Origin of the sequence: Micromonospora globbae (genome assembly GCF_003610785.1) — a bacterium.
Lineage (GTDB): Bacteria > Actinomycetota > Actinomycetes > Mycobacteriales > Micromonosporaceae > Micromonospora > Micromonospora globbae.
Genome location: NZ_RAQQ01000011.1, coordinates 147,437 through 161,205, shown reverse-complemented (window position 1 = coordinate 161,205; position 13,769 = coordinate 147,437). Strand labels below are relative to the sequence as shown.

14 protein-coding genes and 1 pseudogene are annotated in these 13,769 nt (G+C 72.0%); 10 read left to right on the top strand and 5 right to left on the bottom strand.

Going from position 1 to position 13,769, the window contains the following annotated elements:
* Positions 1–184: 184 nt before the first annotated feature.
* Positions 185–2,254, top strand: coding sequence for a hypothetical protein (locus D7I43_RS16980; RefSeq protein ID WP_240033006.1), 2,070 nt, complete (start codon positions 185–187; stop codon positions 2,252–2,254).
* 9 nt (positions 2,255–2,263) lie between these two features.
* Here the strand turns inward: D7I43_RS16980 and D7I43_RS16975 are convergent, their stop codons facing one another.
* Positions 2,264–2,884 carry a TetR/AcrR family transcriptional regulator gene (locus D7I43_RS16975; RefSeq protein WP_120329480.1) on the bottom strand — a complete coding sequence of 207 codons (621 nt, stop codon included), beginning with the start codon at positions 2,882–2,884 and terminating at the stop codon, positions 2,264–2,266.
* Positions 2,885–2,961: 77 nt separating this feature from the next.
* Here D7I43_RS16975 and D7I43_RS16970 point away from each other — a divergent pair, with 77 nt between their 5' ends.
* The 3 genes and pseudogenes from D7I43_RS16970 to D7I43_RS33660 all read left to right on the top strand — a co-directional run.
* Entirely contained in the window at positions 2,962–3,807 is an 846-nt protein-coding gene (locus tag D7I43_RS16970) for an alpha/beta hydrolase family protein (protein ID WP_120329479.1), read from the top strand.
* Positions 3,804–4,991, top strand: coding sequence for a YbfB/YjiJ family MFS transporter (locus tag D7I43_RS16965; protein ID WP_120329478.1), 1,188 nt, complete (start codon positions 3,804–3,806; stop codon positions 4,989–4,991). Before D7I43_RS16970 ends, D7I43_RS16965 begins: the two co-directional genes overlap by 4 nt.
* Before the next feature lie 11 nt (positions 4,992–5,002).
* Positions 5,003–5,213, top strand: a pseudogene (locus D7I43_RS33660) (transcriptional regulator); the annotation flags it as partial.
* Between the two features lie 136 nt (positions 5,214–5,349).
* Here D7I43_RS33660 and D7I43_RS16955 read toward each other — a convergent pair.
* The 3 genes from D7I43_RS16955 to D7I43_RS16945 form a co-directional block, all read right to left on the bottom strand.
* Positions 5,350–6,138 (bottom strand): SDR family NAD(P)-dependent oxidoreductase, encoded by a 789-nt coding sequence (locus D7I43_RS16955; protein ID WP_120329477.1) that lies wholly within the window; start codon positions 6,136–6,138, stop codon positions 5,350–5,352.
* Between the two features lie 51 nt (positions 6,139–6,189).
* Complete coding sequence (locus D7I43_RS34100) at positions 6,190–6,765, bottom strand: TetR/AcrR family transcriptional regulator (protein ID WP_120329476.1); 576 nt, start codon at positions 6,763–6,765, stop codon at positions 6,190–6,192.
* Positions 6,766–6,905: 140 nt separating this feature from the next.
* Positions 6,906–7,331: a MarR family winged helix-turn-helix transcriptional regulator gene (locus D7I43_RS16945; protein ID WP_120329475.1), complete on the bottom strand. Its 426-nt coding sequence runs from the start codon at positions 7,329–7,331 to the stop codon at positions 6,906–6,908.
* Positions 7,332–7,492: 161 nt separating this feature from the next.
* Between D7I43_RS16945 and D7I43_RS16940 the strand changes: the two genes are divergently transcribed.
* From D7I43_RS16940 to D7I43_RS16925, 4 genes are all read left to right on the top strand, one after another.
* Positions 7,493–8,335 carry an MBL fold metallo-hydrolase gene (locus D7I43_RS16940; RefSeq protein WP_240033005.1) on the top strand — a complete coding sequence of 281 codons (843 nt, stop codon included), beginning with the start codon at positions 7,493–7,495 and terminating at the stop codon, positions 8,333–8,335.
* A gap of 125 nt (positions 8,336–8,460) precedes the next feature.
* On the top strand, positions 8,461–9,438 hold the full coding sequence (locus D7I43_RS16935; RefSeq protein WP_120329473.1) for an aldo/keto reductase: 978 nt from the start codon (positions 8,461–8,463) through the stop codon (positions 9,436–9,438).
* Between the two features lie 47 nt (positions 9,439–9,485).
* Positions 9,486–10,439 carry a D-2-hydroxyacid dehydrogenase family protein gene (locus D7I43_RS16930; protein WP_240033004.1) on the top strand — a complete coding sequence of 318 codons (954 nt, stop codon included), beginning with the start codon at positions 9,486–9,488 and terminating at the stop codon, positions 10,437–10,439.
* 179 nt (positions 10,440–10,618) lie between these two features.
* Positions 10,619–11,854: a low temperature requirement protein A gene (locus D7I43_RS16925; protein WP_120329471.1), complete on the top strand. Its 1,236-nt coding sequence runs from the start codon at positions 10,619–10,621 to the stop codon at positions 11,852–11,854.
* A 12-nt stretch (positions 11,855–11,866) separates the two neighbouring features.
* On the opposite strand, the gene D7I43_RS32750 is transcribed toward D7I43_RS16925, so the two are convergent.
* Positions 11,867–12,025: a hypothetical protein gene (locus D7I43_RS32750; RefSeq protein WP_158610110.1), complete on the bottom strand. Its 159-nt coding sequence runs from the start codon at positions 12,023–12,025 to the stop codon at positions 11,867–11,869.
* Between the two features lie 81 nt (positions 12,026–12,106).
* On the opposite strand from D7I43_RS32750, the gene D7I43_RS16920 reads away from it, so the two are divergent.
* Positions 12,107–12,262: a hypothetical protein gene (locus D7I43_RS16920; protein WP_204985219.1), complete on the top strand. Its 156-nt coding sequence runs from the start codon at positions 12,107–12,109 to the stop codon at positions 12,260–12,262.
* Between the two features lie 380 nt (positions 12,263–12,642).
* Positions 12,643–13,722 (top strand): endonuclease/exonuclease/phosphatase family protein, encoded by a 1,080-nt coding sequence (locus D7I43_RS16910; protein WP_120329470.1) that lies wholly within the window; start codon positions 12,643–12,645, stop codon positions 13,720–13,722.
* The last annotated feature ends 47 nt before the right edge of the window (positions 13,723–13,769 follow it).

Below are 13,769 nucleotides of genomic sequence, written 5' to 3'. Positions count from 1 at the left end.
CTGTCGACGTGGCAGCAGCGGGTGACGGCGACACGGTCGAGTTGCGGGTGCACGGCGTGTCGGGCGCGCCGGCGGAGACGATCCTCGACCACCCCATCACCGTGCGCGTCGCCGGTGACCGGCATGCCGGGTTCTTCCGGGTCCGGCCGGGGACGGTGAGGCCGGTGGGGCGACCGCGGGGGTGGTGGTCGAGGCCTACCGCTGGGGGGCGTTGACCGCCGGCGCGGCGGTGCGCACGGCCTCGATGCTGTTGCTGCTGCCGTTCATGCTGGGCAACCTCGCGATCTGGTTGCGCCCCACCTCGTCCGACCGGTTCGGTCTGCTCGGCGGGTTGTGTCGCCTGCTCGCCGGCTCCCTCACCGTGGCGTTCACGCTCGCGATCGTCGGTGTCACCATGAACCTGGTGGGCTGGCAGTGCGTGCCGTACGCCGCGTGCCGCGCCGACCGCCCCTACCTCTCCTGGCTCGTGGCGCTGCCGATGGGCACCCGGTTGGCGGTGTTGGCGCTGCTCCCGCTCGTCGCGTTGCGCCTGTTCTGGGCGATCGGCGCCCGGTCGGCGCGCGCCTTCGAGGGCTTCCGCCCGTCGCCGCCGCGACCGCCGCGGGCGGAGATGACCGGGAGCCTCAGCACGCCGGGGTTCTGGGACGACGAGCGGCTCACCTCGTGGCTGCGGCACATCCACGTCGGGCTCGGCGCCGGCATGGTCGACGTCAGCCTGCTGATCGGCGTCTCCGGCGACGGGCGGAACCTCGTGGGCGCGCTCCTGCTGGACGCCGCCGCGGGCCTGGTGCTGTTCTGCGTGGTCCTGCTCTTCCTGCCCGTGCCGGCGGGGCACGGCCAGTCGCGGCGCTTCCTGCGCCTGCTGTGGATGGTCGTCGCCGGTGTGACCGCCCTGAGCCTGGGTTACGCGGCGTCGACCCGCGAGGTGCCGGTCGTCGTCGGCCAGATGCCGGGATACGAGGGCAGCGTCGCCGGTGTGGTGGCGGTGCAGGGCGTCCTGCTCGTGATGATCGCCGCGGTCACGGTCGCGCGGCAGCGGCGGCACCCGCCCCGGGCACGTCCGTTCCTGCGCGGGCTCGGCACGCCCCTGGTGGCGGCGTTGTCCGTGATCGTCGCCTCCGCGTTCACGGCCACCCTCGTGTTCCGCGTCGCCGACCACCTCGACCGCGGCAACATCCCCGACCCGATCCGGCCGAACCCGCCGGCCCTCGGGCCGTTGGAGCCGCCCGTGGCGTACTGGTGGGCCGCCCTCGCCGGGCTCACCGCCCTGCTGATCGTCACCCTCTTCGCCGCCCTCTCGCTGCTCACCAGCCGACGACGGCGACGGGCCCGTGCGGAGCGCGTCGTCGAGCAGGACTATCCCGACGCCCCCGCCTCGGCGGCGCCACGACTCGAGGCGGTCCGCGACACCATCGCCCGGTCCCACGTGGCCGAAGAACTCGGTCCCATGCTGGTGGCGTTCTTCGTGATCTCCTCGCTCGGCCTGGCCTCCGTGGTGCTCGACCTCGTCGGGATCGGTCCCACCCAGATCGCCGCCATGATCAGCGGGGAGCGCGACGGGACCGCCATGCTCGCCGCGTACGTCACCGACGCCGGGATCTGGGTCATCAGTCTGCTCGTCATCGGGCTGCTGGTCCTGGGCTTCCGCGCCTACCGGTCGGCCGAGACGCGACGGCTCGTCGCGATCCTGTGGGATCTGGGCACCTTCTGGCCGCGCACCGTCCATCCGTTCGCGCCCCCGTGCTACGCCGCCCGGGCCGTACCCGAACTGGTCAAGCGGGTGTCCGGGCTCGCCGCGCGCGGCCGGGTGGTCATCTCGGGACACAGCCACGGCTCCGTCCTGGCCGCGGCCACCGTCCTGCAGTTGGCCCCGGCCGTCCTGCCCCGCGTCGCCATGCTGACCTACGGCTGTCCCCTGCACCGCATCTACGCGCGCCTCTACCCCGCATACTTCGGCGAGCGCACGCTGTGTGACCTCGGTGAACGACTCGAATGGCGCTGGCGCAACCTCTGGCGGGACACCGATCCGATCGGCGGGCCGGTCTTCGACGGCCGTCGCGGGGTGCGATCCTGCGGCGACGGAGCGGCCGAGGCGGTCGACGTCCGGCTACGCGACCCCCGTTCGGTGACCATCGACCCGGCGGACACGGTGCCACCACCGGTCGAACGTCACTGGCCGTACCACACCCAGCCCGAGTACCAGGCCGCCGTACGGGATCTCAGCGGTCTGTTCGACCCCGACGGCCTGCGGTAGGGCCACGCGTCACCCGCGCCGCCCGCCTCCCGAGTGCCCGTCGCGGCGTCTGGTCGCGTGGTCCAGGAGGGCGAGGGCCGCGTCCCGGGCGTCGTCGGCCGCGCCCGGGCCGTCGTGGTGGTCAGCGACCACGATGGCGCCTTCCAGGAGCAGGAGGAGCTGCCGCCCCAGGGCGGCGGGATCCGCCGCCCCGGCTCGCGCGGCGATCGTGGTGAGCAGCTCCAGGTGGCGGCCGAGATGGCGCGTGGCGATGGTGCTGGCCGGCGTGGTGTGGTGCTGGGTGGCGGCGTTGACGATCGCGCAGCCGCGGAATCCGGGCTCGTTGAACCAGCCGCCGAGGGCGTCGAAGACCGCGGCGAGCTGGGCCGCCGGCTCGTCGCCCGCGTCGGCGGCGGCCCGGGCCAGCCAGCGCGTGACGCGATCGCTGCGGGCTTCCAGGACGGCGCGGACGAGCCCGTCCTTCGACCCGAAGTGGCGGTAGAGCGTCTCCTTGGAGATGCCTGCTTCGGCGCACAGCTCCGCGATGCCCACGCCGTCGAGCCCGCGGGAGTAGAGGATGCCCTCCGCCGTGCGAAGGACCGCGGCACGGGTGCGGTCGGGGTCCAGGCTGCTGCCTCTGGGAACGGGCACGGATAGATGGTACCAGTCGGTTCGATCTCCTGCTACCGTCCTGATCGAACCGACCGGTTCGATCTAAGGAGTACGCCGTGCCGGACCCCCTCGTCACCGACCCCGTCCCCACGCAGGAACCCGCCGCCCGCACAGTGCCCGTGACCTTCGACAGCGCGGGTACGACGCTGCTGGGCGTCCTGCACCTGCCGCCGGGTCCCGGCCCGCACCCCGTCGTGGTCCTGCTGCACGGCTTCCCCGGCACGGAGCGGAACTTCGACCTCGCGCAGGCGTTGCGGCGAGCGGGCTACGCGGCGCTGGTGTTCCACTACCGCGGCTCCTGGGGCATGGACGGCTCCTGGTCGTGGGCGCACATGCTGGAGGACTCCGCTCGCGTCGTCGCCCGCCTGCGCGAACCGCAGGCAACCACCGCCCACGCCCTCGATCCGCGCCGGCTGGCCGTCATCGGCCACAGCGCGGGCGGCTTCGCCGCGCTGATGACCGCCGCCGCCGATCCCGGTGTGACCGCCGTCGGTTCGGTGCTCGGCTTCGACTTCGGCACGGCCGCCGCCGCCTGCCGGAGCGACCCGGCCGTACGCGCCGCCTACCTCGACGACTGGGCGGGCGAACTGCTGCCCCTGCGCGGCACCACCGCGCCGGCGCTGGTCGCGGAGATGGAGGCGGCAGGCGACGCGTGGCGCCTCGCCCGGCTCGCGCCGCGGCTCGCCACCCGCCCCGTCCTGCTGATCGGCGCCGACCGCGACACCGTCACCCCCGCCGGCATCCACCACGGACCACTGGTCGACGCCTACCTCGCCCACCCCGTCCCCGGCCTCGAGCACCACGTCTTCCCCACCGACCACGCCCTGTCCGACCATCGGGTCGCCCTCGCCCGCACGGTCATCGCCTTCCTCGACAGGCACCTGAAGGACGTCGCCCGGTGAGCCCGGTCCCCACCCCGGCCGCGGATTCCCTTTCCCGACGCGCTCCCACACACTGGTGGACCGCCGCACGACTGGCCCTCGGCACCGCCTCGGCCCTGGGGATCTCCCGCTTCGCCTACGGCCTGCTCCTGCCGGCCATGCGCACCGATCTGCACTGGAGCCTTGCCCGAGCCGGCGCGCTGACGACCGCCAACAGCGTCGGATACCTCCTGGGAGCCGCCCTCGCCGGCGTCGCGGCGCGGCGGTGGGGGCCGACCGTCACGTTCCGCCTGGGCATGGCGCTCACCGCCCTGTCCCTGGCCGCCACCGCGGTGAGCAGCGCATACCTGGCGCTGCTCACCGCGCGCACGGCGGCAGGCGTCGGCGGCGCCCTGGTCTTCGTCGCCGGGGGCGTGATCGCCTCGCGCGGCGCCGCCGCCGCGCGCTCGCCCGCCCCGATCACGATCTACTTCTCCGGCGCCGGGCTGGGCATCGCCCTCAGTGGCGCGTCGCTTCCCGGCCTGATGGCGCACGCCCCGCACGGCTGGCCGGCGGCCTGGATCGGCCTGGCCGCCTTCGCCGTCCTGGCCACCGCCGCCAGTTGGACCGCCGCCCGCGTCGACGAACCCGAACTCCGGTCGCCCGCGGGCCGACGCCACGTACGGCGTCTGTGGCGCACCGCCGTCGCCTACCTGCTCTTCGCCGGCGGATACATCGCGTACGTCACCTTCCTGTCCGCCGCCCTCGGTCAGGAACGCACGCCCGTGTGGCAGATCAGCATGCTGTGGACCCTGCTGGGGATCAGCGCCATGGCCGCGCCGCGCGTGTGGGACCCCCTGATCGGCAGATGGCCACCGGCGCGCGTCATCACCACGCTGCTGGCGCTCCTCGCCGCCGCGAGCGCCCTCCCCCTCGTCAGTTCCTCGTACGCCGTCCTCGCCGTCTCGGTCCTGGCCTACGGCGCCACCTTCATGACCGTTCCGGCCGCCGTCACCGCGACCATCCGCGGCGCGACGCGCCCCGAGGACTGGGCACCCACCCTCTCCGCGTTCACCACGGTCTTCGCCGCCGGCCAGACCGTCGGGCCGTGGGCGGCCGGGGCCATCGCCGACCGCACCTCGGCCGCCGCCACGCTCGCCTGGACCGCTGCCCTGTGCGCGGCGGCCGCGCTCGTCGCGGCAGCCCCGAGCGGCCCTGCCCGCTGACGACCAACGCAGCTCACCTTCACGTACTCGACGAACGTGCGGCCGCCGGGTGCGAGCCGGACCTGCTGCTGCATCGGCAAGCCTGTTTCTTCGCCGGATCCCACCAGGGCGGCGGCAGGATGGCTCAGTCAGACCACCGCCCGCGCACACCAGGACGACGCCTGCCAGCGAGCAGCCCTGAACTGTTCGGCCTACTGGGTGGGCGAAATCCCGTACCGCCGCCACCGTCACCTGAGACGGAAGCGCCGCTCGCGAGAAGTGCCTGATGGTCCATGACGCCCGAGCGCCCGAGACCCGCCCCTCCGGCGGATCCTGCCGAAGGGACGAGTCCGGGGGTGATCCGCTCTCGCAGCATCCGTCAGATGGTCTTGACCTGGCCGCCGTCGAGGACGAACTCGGCCCCGGTGGTGTTCGCGGAGCGGGCGGAGGCGAGGAACAGGACCAGGTCGGCGACCTCGCGCGCCTCCGTGATCCGGCCGGTGCTGATCGCCATGCTCTGCGGCACGACCTCGTCGAGCGCCTGCTGGGCGGTGACTCCCGCGCCGGCGGCGACCGCGTGGGCGAAACCGTCAGGCCCGGTCCAGAACGGAGTCCGCACCGGACCGGGCGAGACGGCGTTGACCCGCACGCCGCGTGGCGCGAACTCCTCCGACAGGCTCTTGGTCAGGTTGGTCACCGCTGCCTTGGCCGCGGAGTAGTCGACCACCATCGGGAACGGCAGCCGGGCGTTGATGCTGCTGATGTTGACGATCGCCCCGCCGTTGCCCAGCAGGGCGGGCAGGGCCGCCCGGGTGGTACGCACGGCGCTCAGGAACGTCACGTCGAAGACCCGCGCCCACTCGGCGTCGTCGACGTCGAGGAATCCTGACCGTGCGCTGCCCGCGCCGACGTTGTTGACCAGCACGTCCAGGCGCCCGTACGTCGACAGCGCGGTGTCGACGAGCCGCTGCGGGGTGTCCGCGTCGGTGATGTCCGCCAGAACGACGGTGGCCCCACGCGCGGTCAGGGCCTCAAGCTCGGGTGTGCGCGTACGGCTGCTCGCCACCACGTGCGCACCCTCGTCGAGCAACGCCGACACGGTCGCCAGGCCGATGCCCTTGCTCGCGCCGGTGACGATGGCGACCTTGCCCTGCAGTTCGAGATCCACTTCAACTCCCCAGTTATTGACTGATCGGTTCCAAATTCGGGTAACAAAAGGTCAGTCGAGCGCGCCCAGGGCGACCTCCACGGCGTTGTCGAGGAACTCGCGATCGGCCCGCGCCTTCCCCATGACCCGGAGGCCCTGGATGAACGTGGTCAGGAACTGGGCCAGCTCCCGCGGCTTCTTGTCCGCCGCGATCTCCCCTCGGGCCCGGGCCCGCTCCAACGCCCCCGCCAGGGCCGACTCGATGCGACCCATCGTGCGGGACACCTGCTGCACCGTGTCCGGATGCGTCGAGCGCTCGGTGGCCGCGTTGACCAGCAGGCACCCCCGCTCCGGATCGGCCAGGTCGGCTTCCACCAACTCCAGGAGCACCGCCCGGATCGCCGGACGCACCTGCTCCGCCCGGTCCAGCACCTCGACAAGCCCTTCCGCGTGACGCTGGCAGTAGCGGCGAAGCGCCAACGCATAGAGCTGTTCCTTGGATCCGAACGCCTTGTAGAGGCTGCCCCGGGCGATCCCGAGACCCTCCACGAGGTCCTCGGTCGAGGTCGCCTCGAATCCCTGACGCCAGAACAACTCCATCGCGCGGTCCACCGCCGCGTCGATGTCGAACGTCCTCGGCCTACCCATGGGGCAACCGTACGGGATAAGGAACCGATCAGTCCACAACTGTGGGGGCGGTCACCCGACGGCCCACGCTGTCGCCGCGGGGGTGAATCGAGTACGTCTCGGACGGGCGCTTGCGGCGCCCGAGGATGCGCGGTGCGAGGTCAGCGAATGAGAGCGCGGGTGAGCAGGTGCTGCAGGACGTCCCGCTCTTCGGGAGCCAGCGGGGCCAGGGGCGAGTCTTCGGCGAGCAACGCGAGCAGGCGTTCGCGCAGTTCGGTGCCCTTGGGTGTCAGGACGAGCTGCTTGGCACGACGGTCGTCGGGATGCGGATGGCGTTCGAGGTAGCCCTGCTCTTCGAGGCGATCGGCGACGAAGGTGACGTTGGAGGGCTCGCAGCTCATCCGTTCGGCGAGTTCGCGCAGGGTCATGGGTCGGGTCAGCTCACGCAGCGCCGTGCCCTGCGAGGCGGTCAGACCGAGGGTGGTCGCCCGGACCCGAAGGTGGGCTTCGATCTGGCTGGCAAGACCGTTGACCAAGCCGCACAGCTGGCGGTCGGCTTGGGCTCGGGTCTCGCGCTCGGTGGCCATGGCACGAGTTTACTCCAACTGAATTAGTTGCAACTAGATCCGTTCTAGTTGTAACTTTCGGTCCGCACCGCCGCCCGGCGGCACCTCTTCGCACACGAGGCAAGGACCACATGGCCACGGCGCCCGATTTCGACCGTTCACGACTGACCACCGCATCGCGGGTGCGTACGCTCTCCCTGGGCGACCTGACCATCACCCACGTCCCGGACGGGGGGGTGCGCCTCAAACCGGGCGGCTGGCTGCCCGCCGCGACCCACGCCGACTGGGCGGCGTACCCCGATCATCTCGACGACGGCGGCTTCCTGGTCGCGAGCATCGGCGGGCTGCTGGTCGAGCGGGGTGAGCGGGCGCTGCTCATCGACACCGGGTTCGGACCCGAGTCCTACCCCGACGACCCGACCAACCCGCTGTACGGAAGCATCCACGGCGGCGAGTTGCTGGACAGCCTGCGGCGGCTGGGCCGGGAGCCGAGCCGGATCGAGGCCGTCGCCATCACCCACCTGCACACCGACCACCTGGGCTGGGCGTGGAGCACCGCGCCCGGCACCGGCACGCACCCGTTCGGGCACGCCACCCACCTCGTCGCCGCACCCGAGTGGCAGCGACGCGATCTGGCCGCCCAGGGCGGGGCGACCGAGGACCGTCTGGCCGCCTTCGCACCCCGCGTCCGTGAGATCGAGGACGGCGAGGAGATCTTCCCCGGCGTGCGGGCGTCGTTCGCGGCCGGACACACCGTGGGCCACACCACGTACACCATCACCGGCGGCGGCCGGCGGCTCATCGCGTTCGGCGACGCGCTGCACGCGCCGATCCAGGTCACCCACACCGAGTGGTCCTGCGGCATCGACCACGACCCCGCCGAATCCGCCGAGCACCGCCGCCGCCTCGTCCACGAGCTGAGCCGCCCCGACACCGTCGGCTACGGCTGCCACTTCGCCGACGTGGTCTTCGGCCGCGCCGAGCGCCGTCCCGACGGCCGGTTCACCTGGGTCCCCGTCGCCTGACCGTCGGCCACCCGGCCCTGGAACGGCCGCGAGCCGCCGCGCACCGAGACAACAAGCAGATCGCCATCGCCGCGCTCAGCGGCGCCAGCAACGCCTACCACCTGGCAGAGGAACGGAGAACGCTGATGAAGTACATCAAGCTGGGAGACCTGGAGGTCTCCCGTATCGGTCTGGGCCTGGTATCGATGTCCTACGCCTACACCGGAGCCGGCACGGACGACGCCGAGTCGATCCGCACCATCCACCGGGCCCTGGACCTGGGTGTCACGCACCTGGACACCGCCGAGTTCTACGGTCCGTACCTCAACGAGGAACTTCTCGGCAAGGCACTCAAGGGCCGCCGCGACCAGGCCGTGGTGGCGACGAAGTTCGGCCTGATCTCGCATGTGCGCGGTGAGGCAGGACAGCCCGACAGCAGCCCGGCCAACATCCGCACCGCCGTCGAAGGGTCGCTCAAGCGGTTGGGCACCGACCACATCGACCTGTACTACCAGCACCGGGTCGACCCGAACACGCCCATCGAGGACACGGTCGGGGCACTGGCCGAGCTGGTCACCGAGGGCAAGATCCGCCACATCGGCCTGTCCGAGGCCGGACCGGAGACGATCCGCCGCGCCCACGCCGTACACCCCCTCACCGCCGTCCAGTCGGAGTACTCCCTGTGGACCCGGCACCCCGAGGCGCAGGTGCTGCCGTTGCTGCGCGAGCTGAACATCGGCTTCGTGCCCTACTCGCCCCTCGGACGCGGCTTCCTCACCGGGCAGATCCGCTCGACCAGCGACTTCGACGACACCGACCTGCGGAAGAACAACCCGCGCTTCACCGGCGAGAACTTCCGACGCAACCTGCGAATCGCCGACGAGGTCCAAGCCATCGCCGCCGAAGCCGGTGCCACCCCGGCACAGATCGCACTGGCCTGGCTGCTGAGCCGGGGCGACGACATCGCCCCCATCCCCGGCACCAAGCGTGTGGCCCGCGTCGAGGAGAACACCGCCGCCGACGCCGTGGAACTGACCGCGGAACAGTTGGCGAAGCTCGACAACCTTCCCCCCGCTGTCGGCGACACCCACGACGAAGCCGGCCTGCGCATGCTGGAGCGGTGACCCCGGCGCCGCACGCACCCACCTACACGAAAGGCGGATCCTTCGTCGTGTCAACCGACCTACGCTGCGCCGTGCTGGACGACTACCAGGGGGTGGCACTCGGGCTGGCGGACTGGTCCCGAGTCCGGGCCACCAGCTTCCGCGAGCACTTCACCAGCGCCGACGATCTCGTGGCGGCCATCCAGGACTACGAGATCGTGGTCGCCATGAGGGAGCGCACGCCGTTCCCCGCCGAGGTGTTCGACCGGCTGCCCCACCTGCGGCTGCTCGTCACCACCGGCATGAGCAACGCCGCCATCGACCTGGAGGCGGCGCGGGCGCACGGTGTCACGGTGAGCGGCACCGGCGGCGGCTGGACCTCGACCGTCGAGCTGACCTGGGCGCTGATCCTCGGCCTGGCCCGTCACCTGGTGCCCGAGGCGACCGCGCTGCGCGGCGGCGGTCCCTGGCAGCACACCCTCGGCACCGACCTGCACGGACGCACCCTCGGGCTGCTCGGCCTGGGCAGGATCGGATCGCAGGTGGCGGCGGTCGGGCGGGCGTTCGGCATGGACGTGCTGGCCTGGAGCCAGAACCTGACGCGGGAGCGGGCCGAGGCGGCCGGCGCGCGGCTGGCCCCGAGCCCGGACGCCCTGCTCGCCGACTCCGACGTCGTCTCCGTTCACCTCGTGCTCGGCGACCGGACGCGTGGCCTCGTCGGCGCGCGGGAACTCGCGGCGATGAAGCCCACCGCCTACCTGGTCAACACCTCGCGGGCGGCGATCGTCGACCAGTCCGCCCTGGCGTCCGCGCTGCGCGAGGGGCGGATCGCGGGGGCCGGGCTGGATGTGTTCGACGAGGAGCCGCTCCCCGCCGGCCATGACTTCCGTACGCTGCCGAACGTGCTCGCCACGCCGCACCTCGGCTATGTCACCGAGCGGAACTACGCCACGTTCTTCCGTGACGCCGTGGACGACATCGGCGCCTTCCTCGACGGCAACCCGATCCGGACGCTGACCTGACCCACTCGACCTTCGTCCGGGCCGGGAAGACACCGGTCTTGCCGCGGTTGCCCGCTGGTGGCTGAACCGGCGATCGCCTGTGCCGCCACAACGACAATGCGGTGTCCGCCGCCGGTCCCGGAGCAACGCCTCTCGCAGTCGGCTCGTTGGTGCGGCGGGAGGCGGACGGAGGCGGGACCATGGCGGTGGGAGGCGGTGCGGACCTGCTACGCCCTCCCAGGAGTTCGGGCCGCGCCACATTCCTGGAGCTCTTCTTCGACCTTGCCTTCGTCGTGGCCCTCACCCGGGTCTCGCAACGATTTGCCGGTCTGAACGATGACACGGGCTGGCAGCTCGTCACGGGATGTGCGCGTACGCTGCTGCTCTTCCTGGCGCTCTGGCTGATCTGGTCGCACACCGCCTGGATCACCAGTCGCTACGAACCAGAGCGGCCGATCATCCAGGCCGTCGTGGTCGGCACCATGTTCGCCGGCCTCGTCATGGCGGTGACGCTGCCACGTGCCATGGAGGAGCGAGCGCTGCCGTTCGCGGTCGCGTACCTGTTGGTGATGGTGGTGCGGCCGCTGGTGGTCGCCGCCGCGCTGCGTGGCCATCCGCGACGGCTGGTGCCGTTCCGGCTTGCCGCGTGGTCGGCGGCGACCGCTCCGCTGTGGCTGGCCGGCGCGTTGGGCCCGGACGACCTTCGCCTGCCACTGTGGGTTGCCGCCCTCGCTGGCGACTACCTCGCCTGGGCCCTGGGCTGGCCGCTGCCGCGGCTCGGGGCCTCGGCGGTGGGCCGCTGGCGGATCGCCGGGACGCATCTTGCCGACCGCTACCAGCAGATCTTCCTCATCGCGCTGGGTGAGTCGATTCTGGTCATCGGCGTGGTCTTCAGCGGGACGGAATACTCGGCGTGGCGGGCCGCCGCCTTCGGAATCGCGTTCGCCACCAGCGCGCTGCTCTGGCGGATCTACTTCCACCGCGCCGGTCTGCTGCTGACCGAGGCGTTTGGCCGGGCGGCCATGCCCGGCCGGCTGGGCGCAGCGTCGGAACGGACGCATCTGCTGGTCGTGCTCAGCGTGCTCGTCACCGCGGTCGGCTACGAGCTGGTGATCGATCATCCGTACGGGCCGCCGCGGCCAAGCTGGCTTCTGTTCGTGGTAGGCGGCCCGGTGCTCTTCCTCGTCGCCCGGATGCGGCTGGAGTACGAGATCTTCGGCAGCGCTCCCCGATCCCAGATGACCGGCTTGGCGGCCCTGTTGCTGCTCACGCCGGCGTTGGTCCACGGGACGCCGATGGTCGGGTTGAGCGTGGTTGCCGGGGTGCTGGCCCTGGTCGCGCTACTCGACGCGCTGCGGAGCCGGAGACGGTCGTTGGAGTTCTCCGCCTCGCCGATCGGGCAGGAGGCATCCGGCAACCCCGACTCCGAGGCGTGACTTCTCGACGGCCTAGCTGCGTCGGCTCCATCGACGCCACCCGAGCAGACCTGCGACCGCGACCGCGATGGCGGCGAGGATGAACCAGTCCCCCGCAGCGGTCGCCTCCGGCACGACCCGCACCGGCTCGGACTCGGCCTCGTAATCGTCGCTTTCGGGCGCCTCGTACATGCCGACACGCTACCGCGCCAGAGCGACGCCCTGTACGACCTCGCCGTCCTGACGCTCGGACACGAGGAGCACCTTGACGACGTGGTCGCCGGCTACCGCACCGATGTCGACCTCGACGTGATCCGCGGATGGTGGTCGTGGCGCAGCCTGGTGGCGGTCCGTTGGCTGGTCGAGCACGGCTTCCCGACCCGGCCGCGCCGGGCGGCGAGGTGGGATGTGCTGAGAGCCCGGATGTGAGGCCGCCCGCGCTCCCCACCGCTCATGGAACCTGACGGACGCCCCGGGCAGGCGCAGCCGCGTCGGCGCCCAGGGAGGATCTGTCACCGAATCCACGGCACGATCGGATGGCTCCGGCGGGCCTTTACAGAACCCTTAACTCCCGCTTGAGACCGTATTGCCGGAAGACGAGGGATACGGAGAGCACGGGTGACGAGGTGGGCCGGAGCCCCGCCGGGTCCGACGCCGGGATCCGGATGCTCCTGCTCACCGCTGCCGCCGGTATCCGGAACACGGTGGAGAGCCTTGGTCGGGGCACCCGACGACCACCTGACCGGCCCGGCCGACCTCACCCGAGACCCGAGGCCGCAGCAGTGACCGGCACGTGAGCGAGGACAGACATGACGAGGGTGGACGAGGCGGAGTCCGGGCGGGACGACGCCAGCAGCCGGGATGCCGGCGCCGGAACCGGCCGTGCCCGCATCCGCCGGGCGATACGCGCCGCCTCCCGGCCGGGCCCCTGGAAGCGCGGCCGACCGATCGCGGCGCTGGCACTCCTGCTCGGGCTCCTCATGCTGCTACATGCGAAGATCCCGAACCGGATCGGGAACGTCGGCAGCCTGGTGGAGACCTTCCTGCCGTGGTTCGGTCTGTTCATCCCCGTACTGCTGATCGGGGCGCTGTGGCGTCGCTCCGCCTCCGCGGTGGTCGCGCTGCTGGTGCCGGCCGTGGTGTGGCTGAACCTCTTCGGCGGGCTGCTGGGCGACAGGTCCCACCCCGGCGGCGACCTCACCGTGGCCGAGCACAACGTCGGCGCCGGCAATTCCGACCCGGTCGGCACGGCCCGCGACCTGGCCGCCTCCGGGGCGGACGTGCTGGCCTTGGTGGAGCTGACCGAGCAGGCCCGGGGCACGTACGAGGATGCGCTGTCGGAGGCGTACCCGTACCACGCGGTGCAGGGCACGGTCGGGCTGTGGAGCAAGCTGCCACTGTCGGACACCCAGCCGGTCGACATCAAGATGGACGCCGGGCCGCTGGCGGCCACCCAGCCGGTCGACATCAGGATGGGCTACACCCGGGCGCTGCGCACCACGGTGAGCACGGACCAGGGCCCGCTGGCGGTGTACGTGGCCCACCTGGGGTCCGTACGGGTCAATCCCAGGGCGGGCTTCTCGACGGCCCACCGGGACCGGAACGCGCAGGCGCTCGGCGAGGCCATCGCCGCCGAGCAGAACGAGCGGGTGGTGCTGCTCGGCGATCTGAACGGCACCACGGACGACCGCGCGTTCGCCGGCATCACCTCGCAACTGCGCTCGGCTCACGACGCGGCCGGGGACCGCTTCGGCTTCACCTGGCCGGCAGCGTTCCCGATGGTGCGGATCGACCAGATCCTGGTCCGCGGCGTGGAGCCGACGAGCTCGTGGGTGCTGCCGGCCACCGGCAGCGACCACCTGCCGGTGGCGGCCAGAATCAGCTGGTGAACCCCGGCTGGCCGCCCTGGACGTCCACCTGCGAGCCCCCATGCAGG

Bases quoted from the DNA above. Each gene is read 5' to 3' on its own strand.
- D7I43_RS34100 (WP_120329476.1), bottom strand. From the start codon at position 6,765: ATGGGTAGGCCGAGGACGTTCGACATCGACGCGGCGGTGGACCGCGCG.
- D7I43_RS16945 (WP_120329475.1), bottom strand. From the start codon at position 7,331: ATGGCCACCGAGCGCGAGACCCGAGCCCAAGCCGACCGCCAGCTGTGC.
- D7I43_RS16935 (WP_120329473.1), top strand. From the start codon at position 8,461: ATGAAGTACATCAAGCTGGGAGACCTGGAGGTCTCCCGTATCGGTCTG.
- D7I43_RS16925 (WP_120329471.1), top strand. From the start codon at position 10,619: ATGGCGGTGGGAGGCGGTGCGGACCTGCTACGCCCTCCCAGGAGTTCG.
- D7I43_RS32750 (WP_158610110.1), bottom strand. From the start codon at position 12,025: ATGTACGAGGCGCCCGAAAGCGACGATTACGAGGCCGAGTCCGAGCCG.
- D7I43_RS16910 (WP_120329470.1), top strand. From the start codon at position 12,643: ATGACGAGGGTGGACGAGGCGGAGTCCGGGCGGGACGACGCCAGCAGC.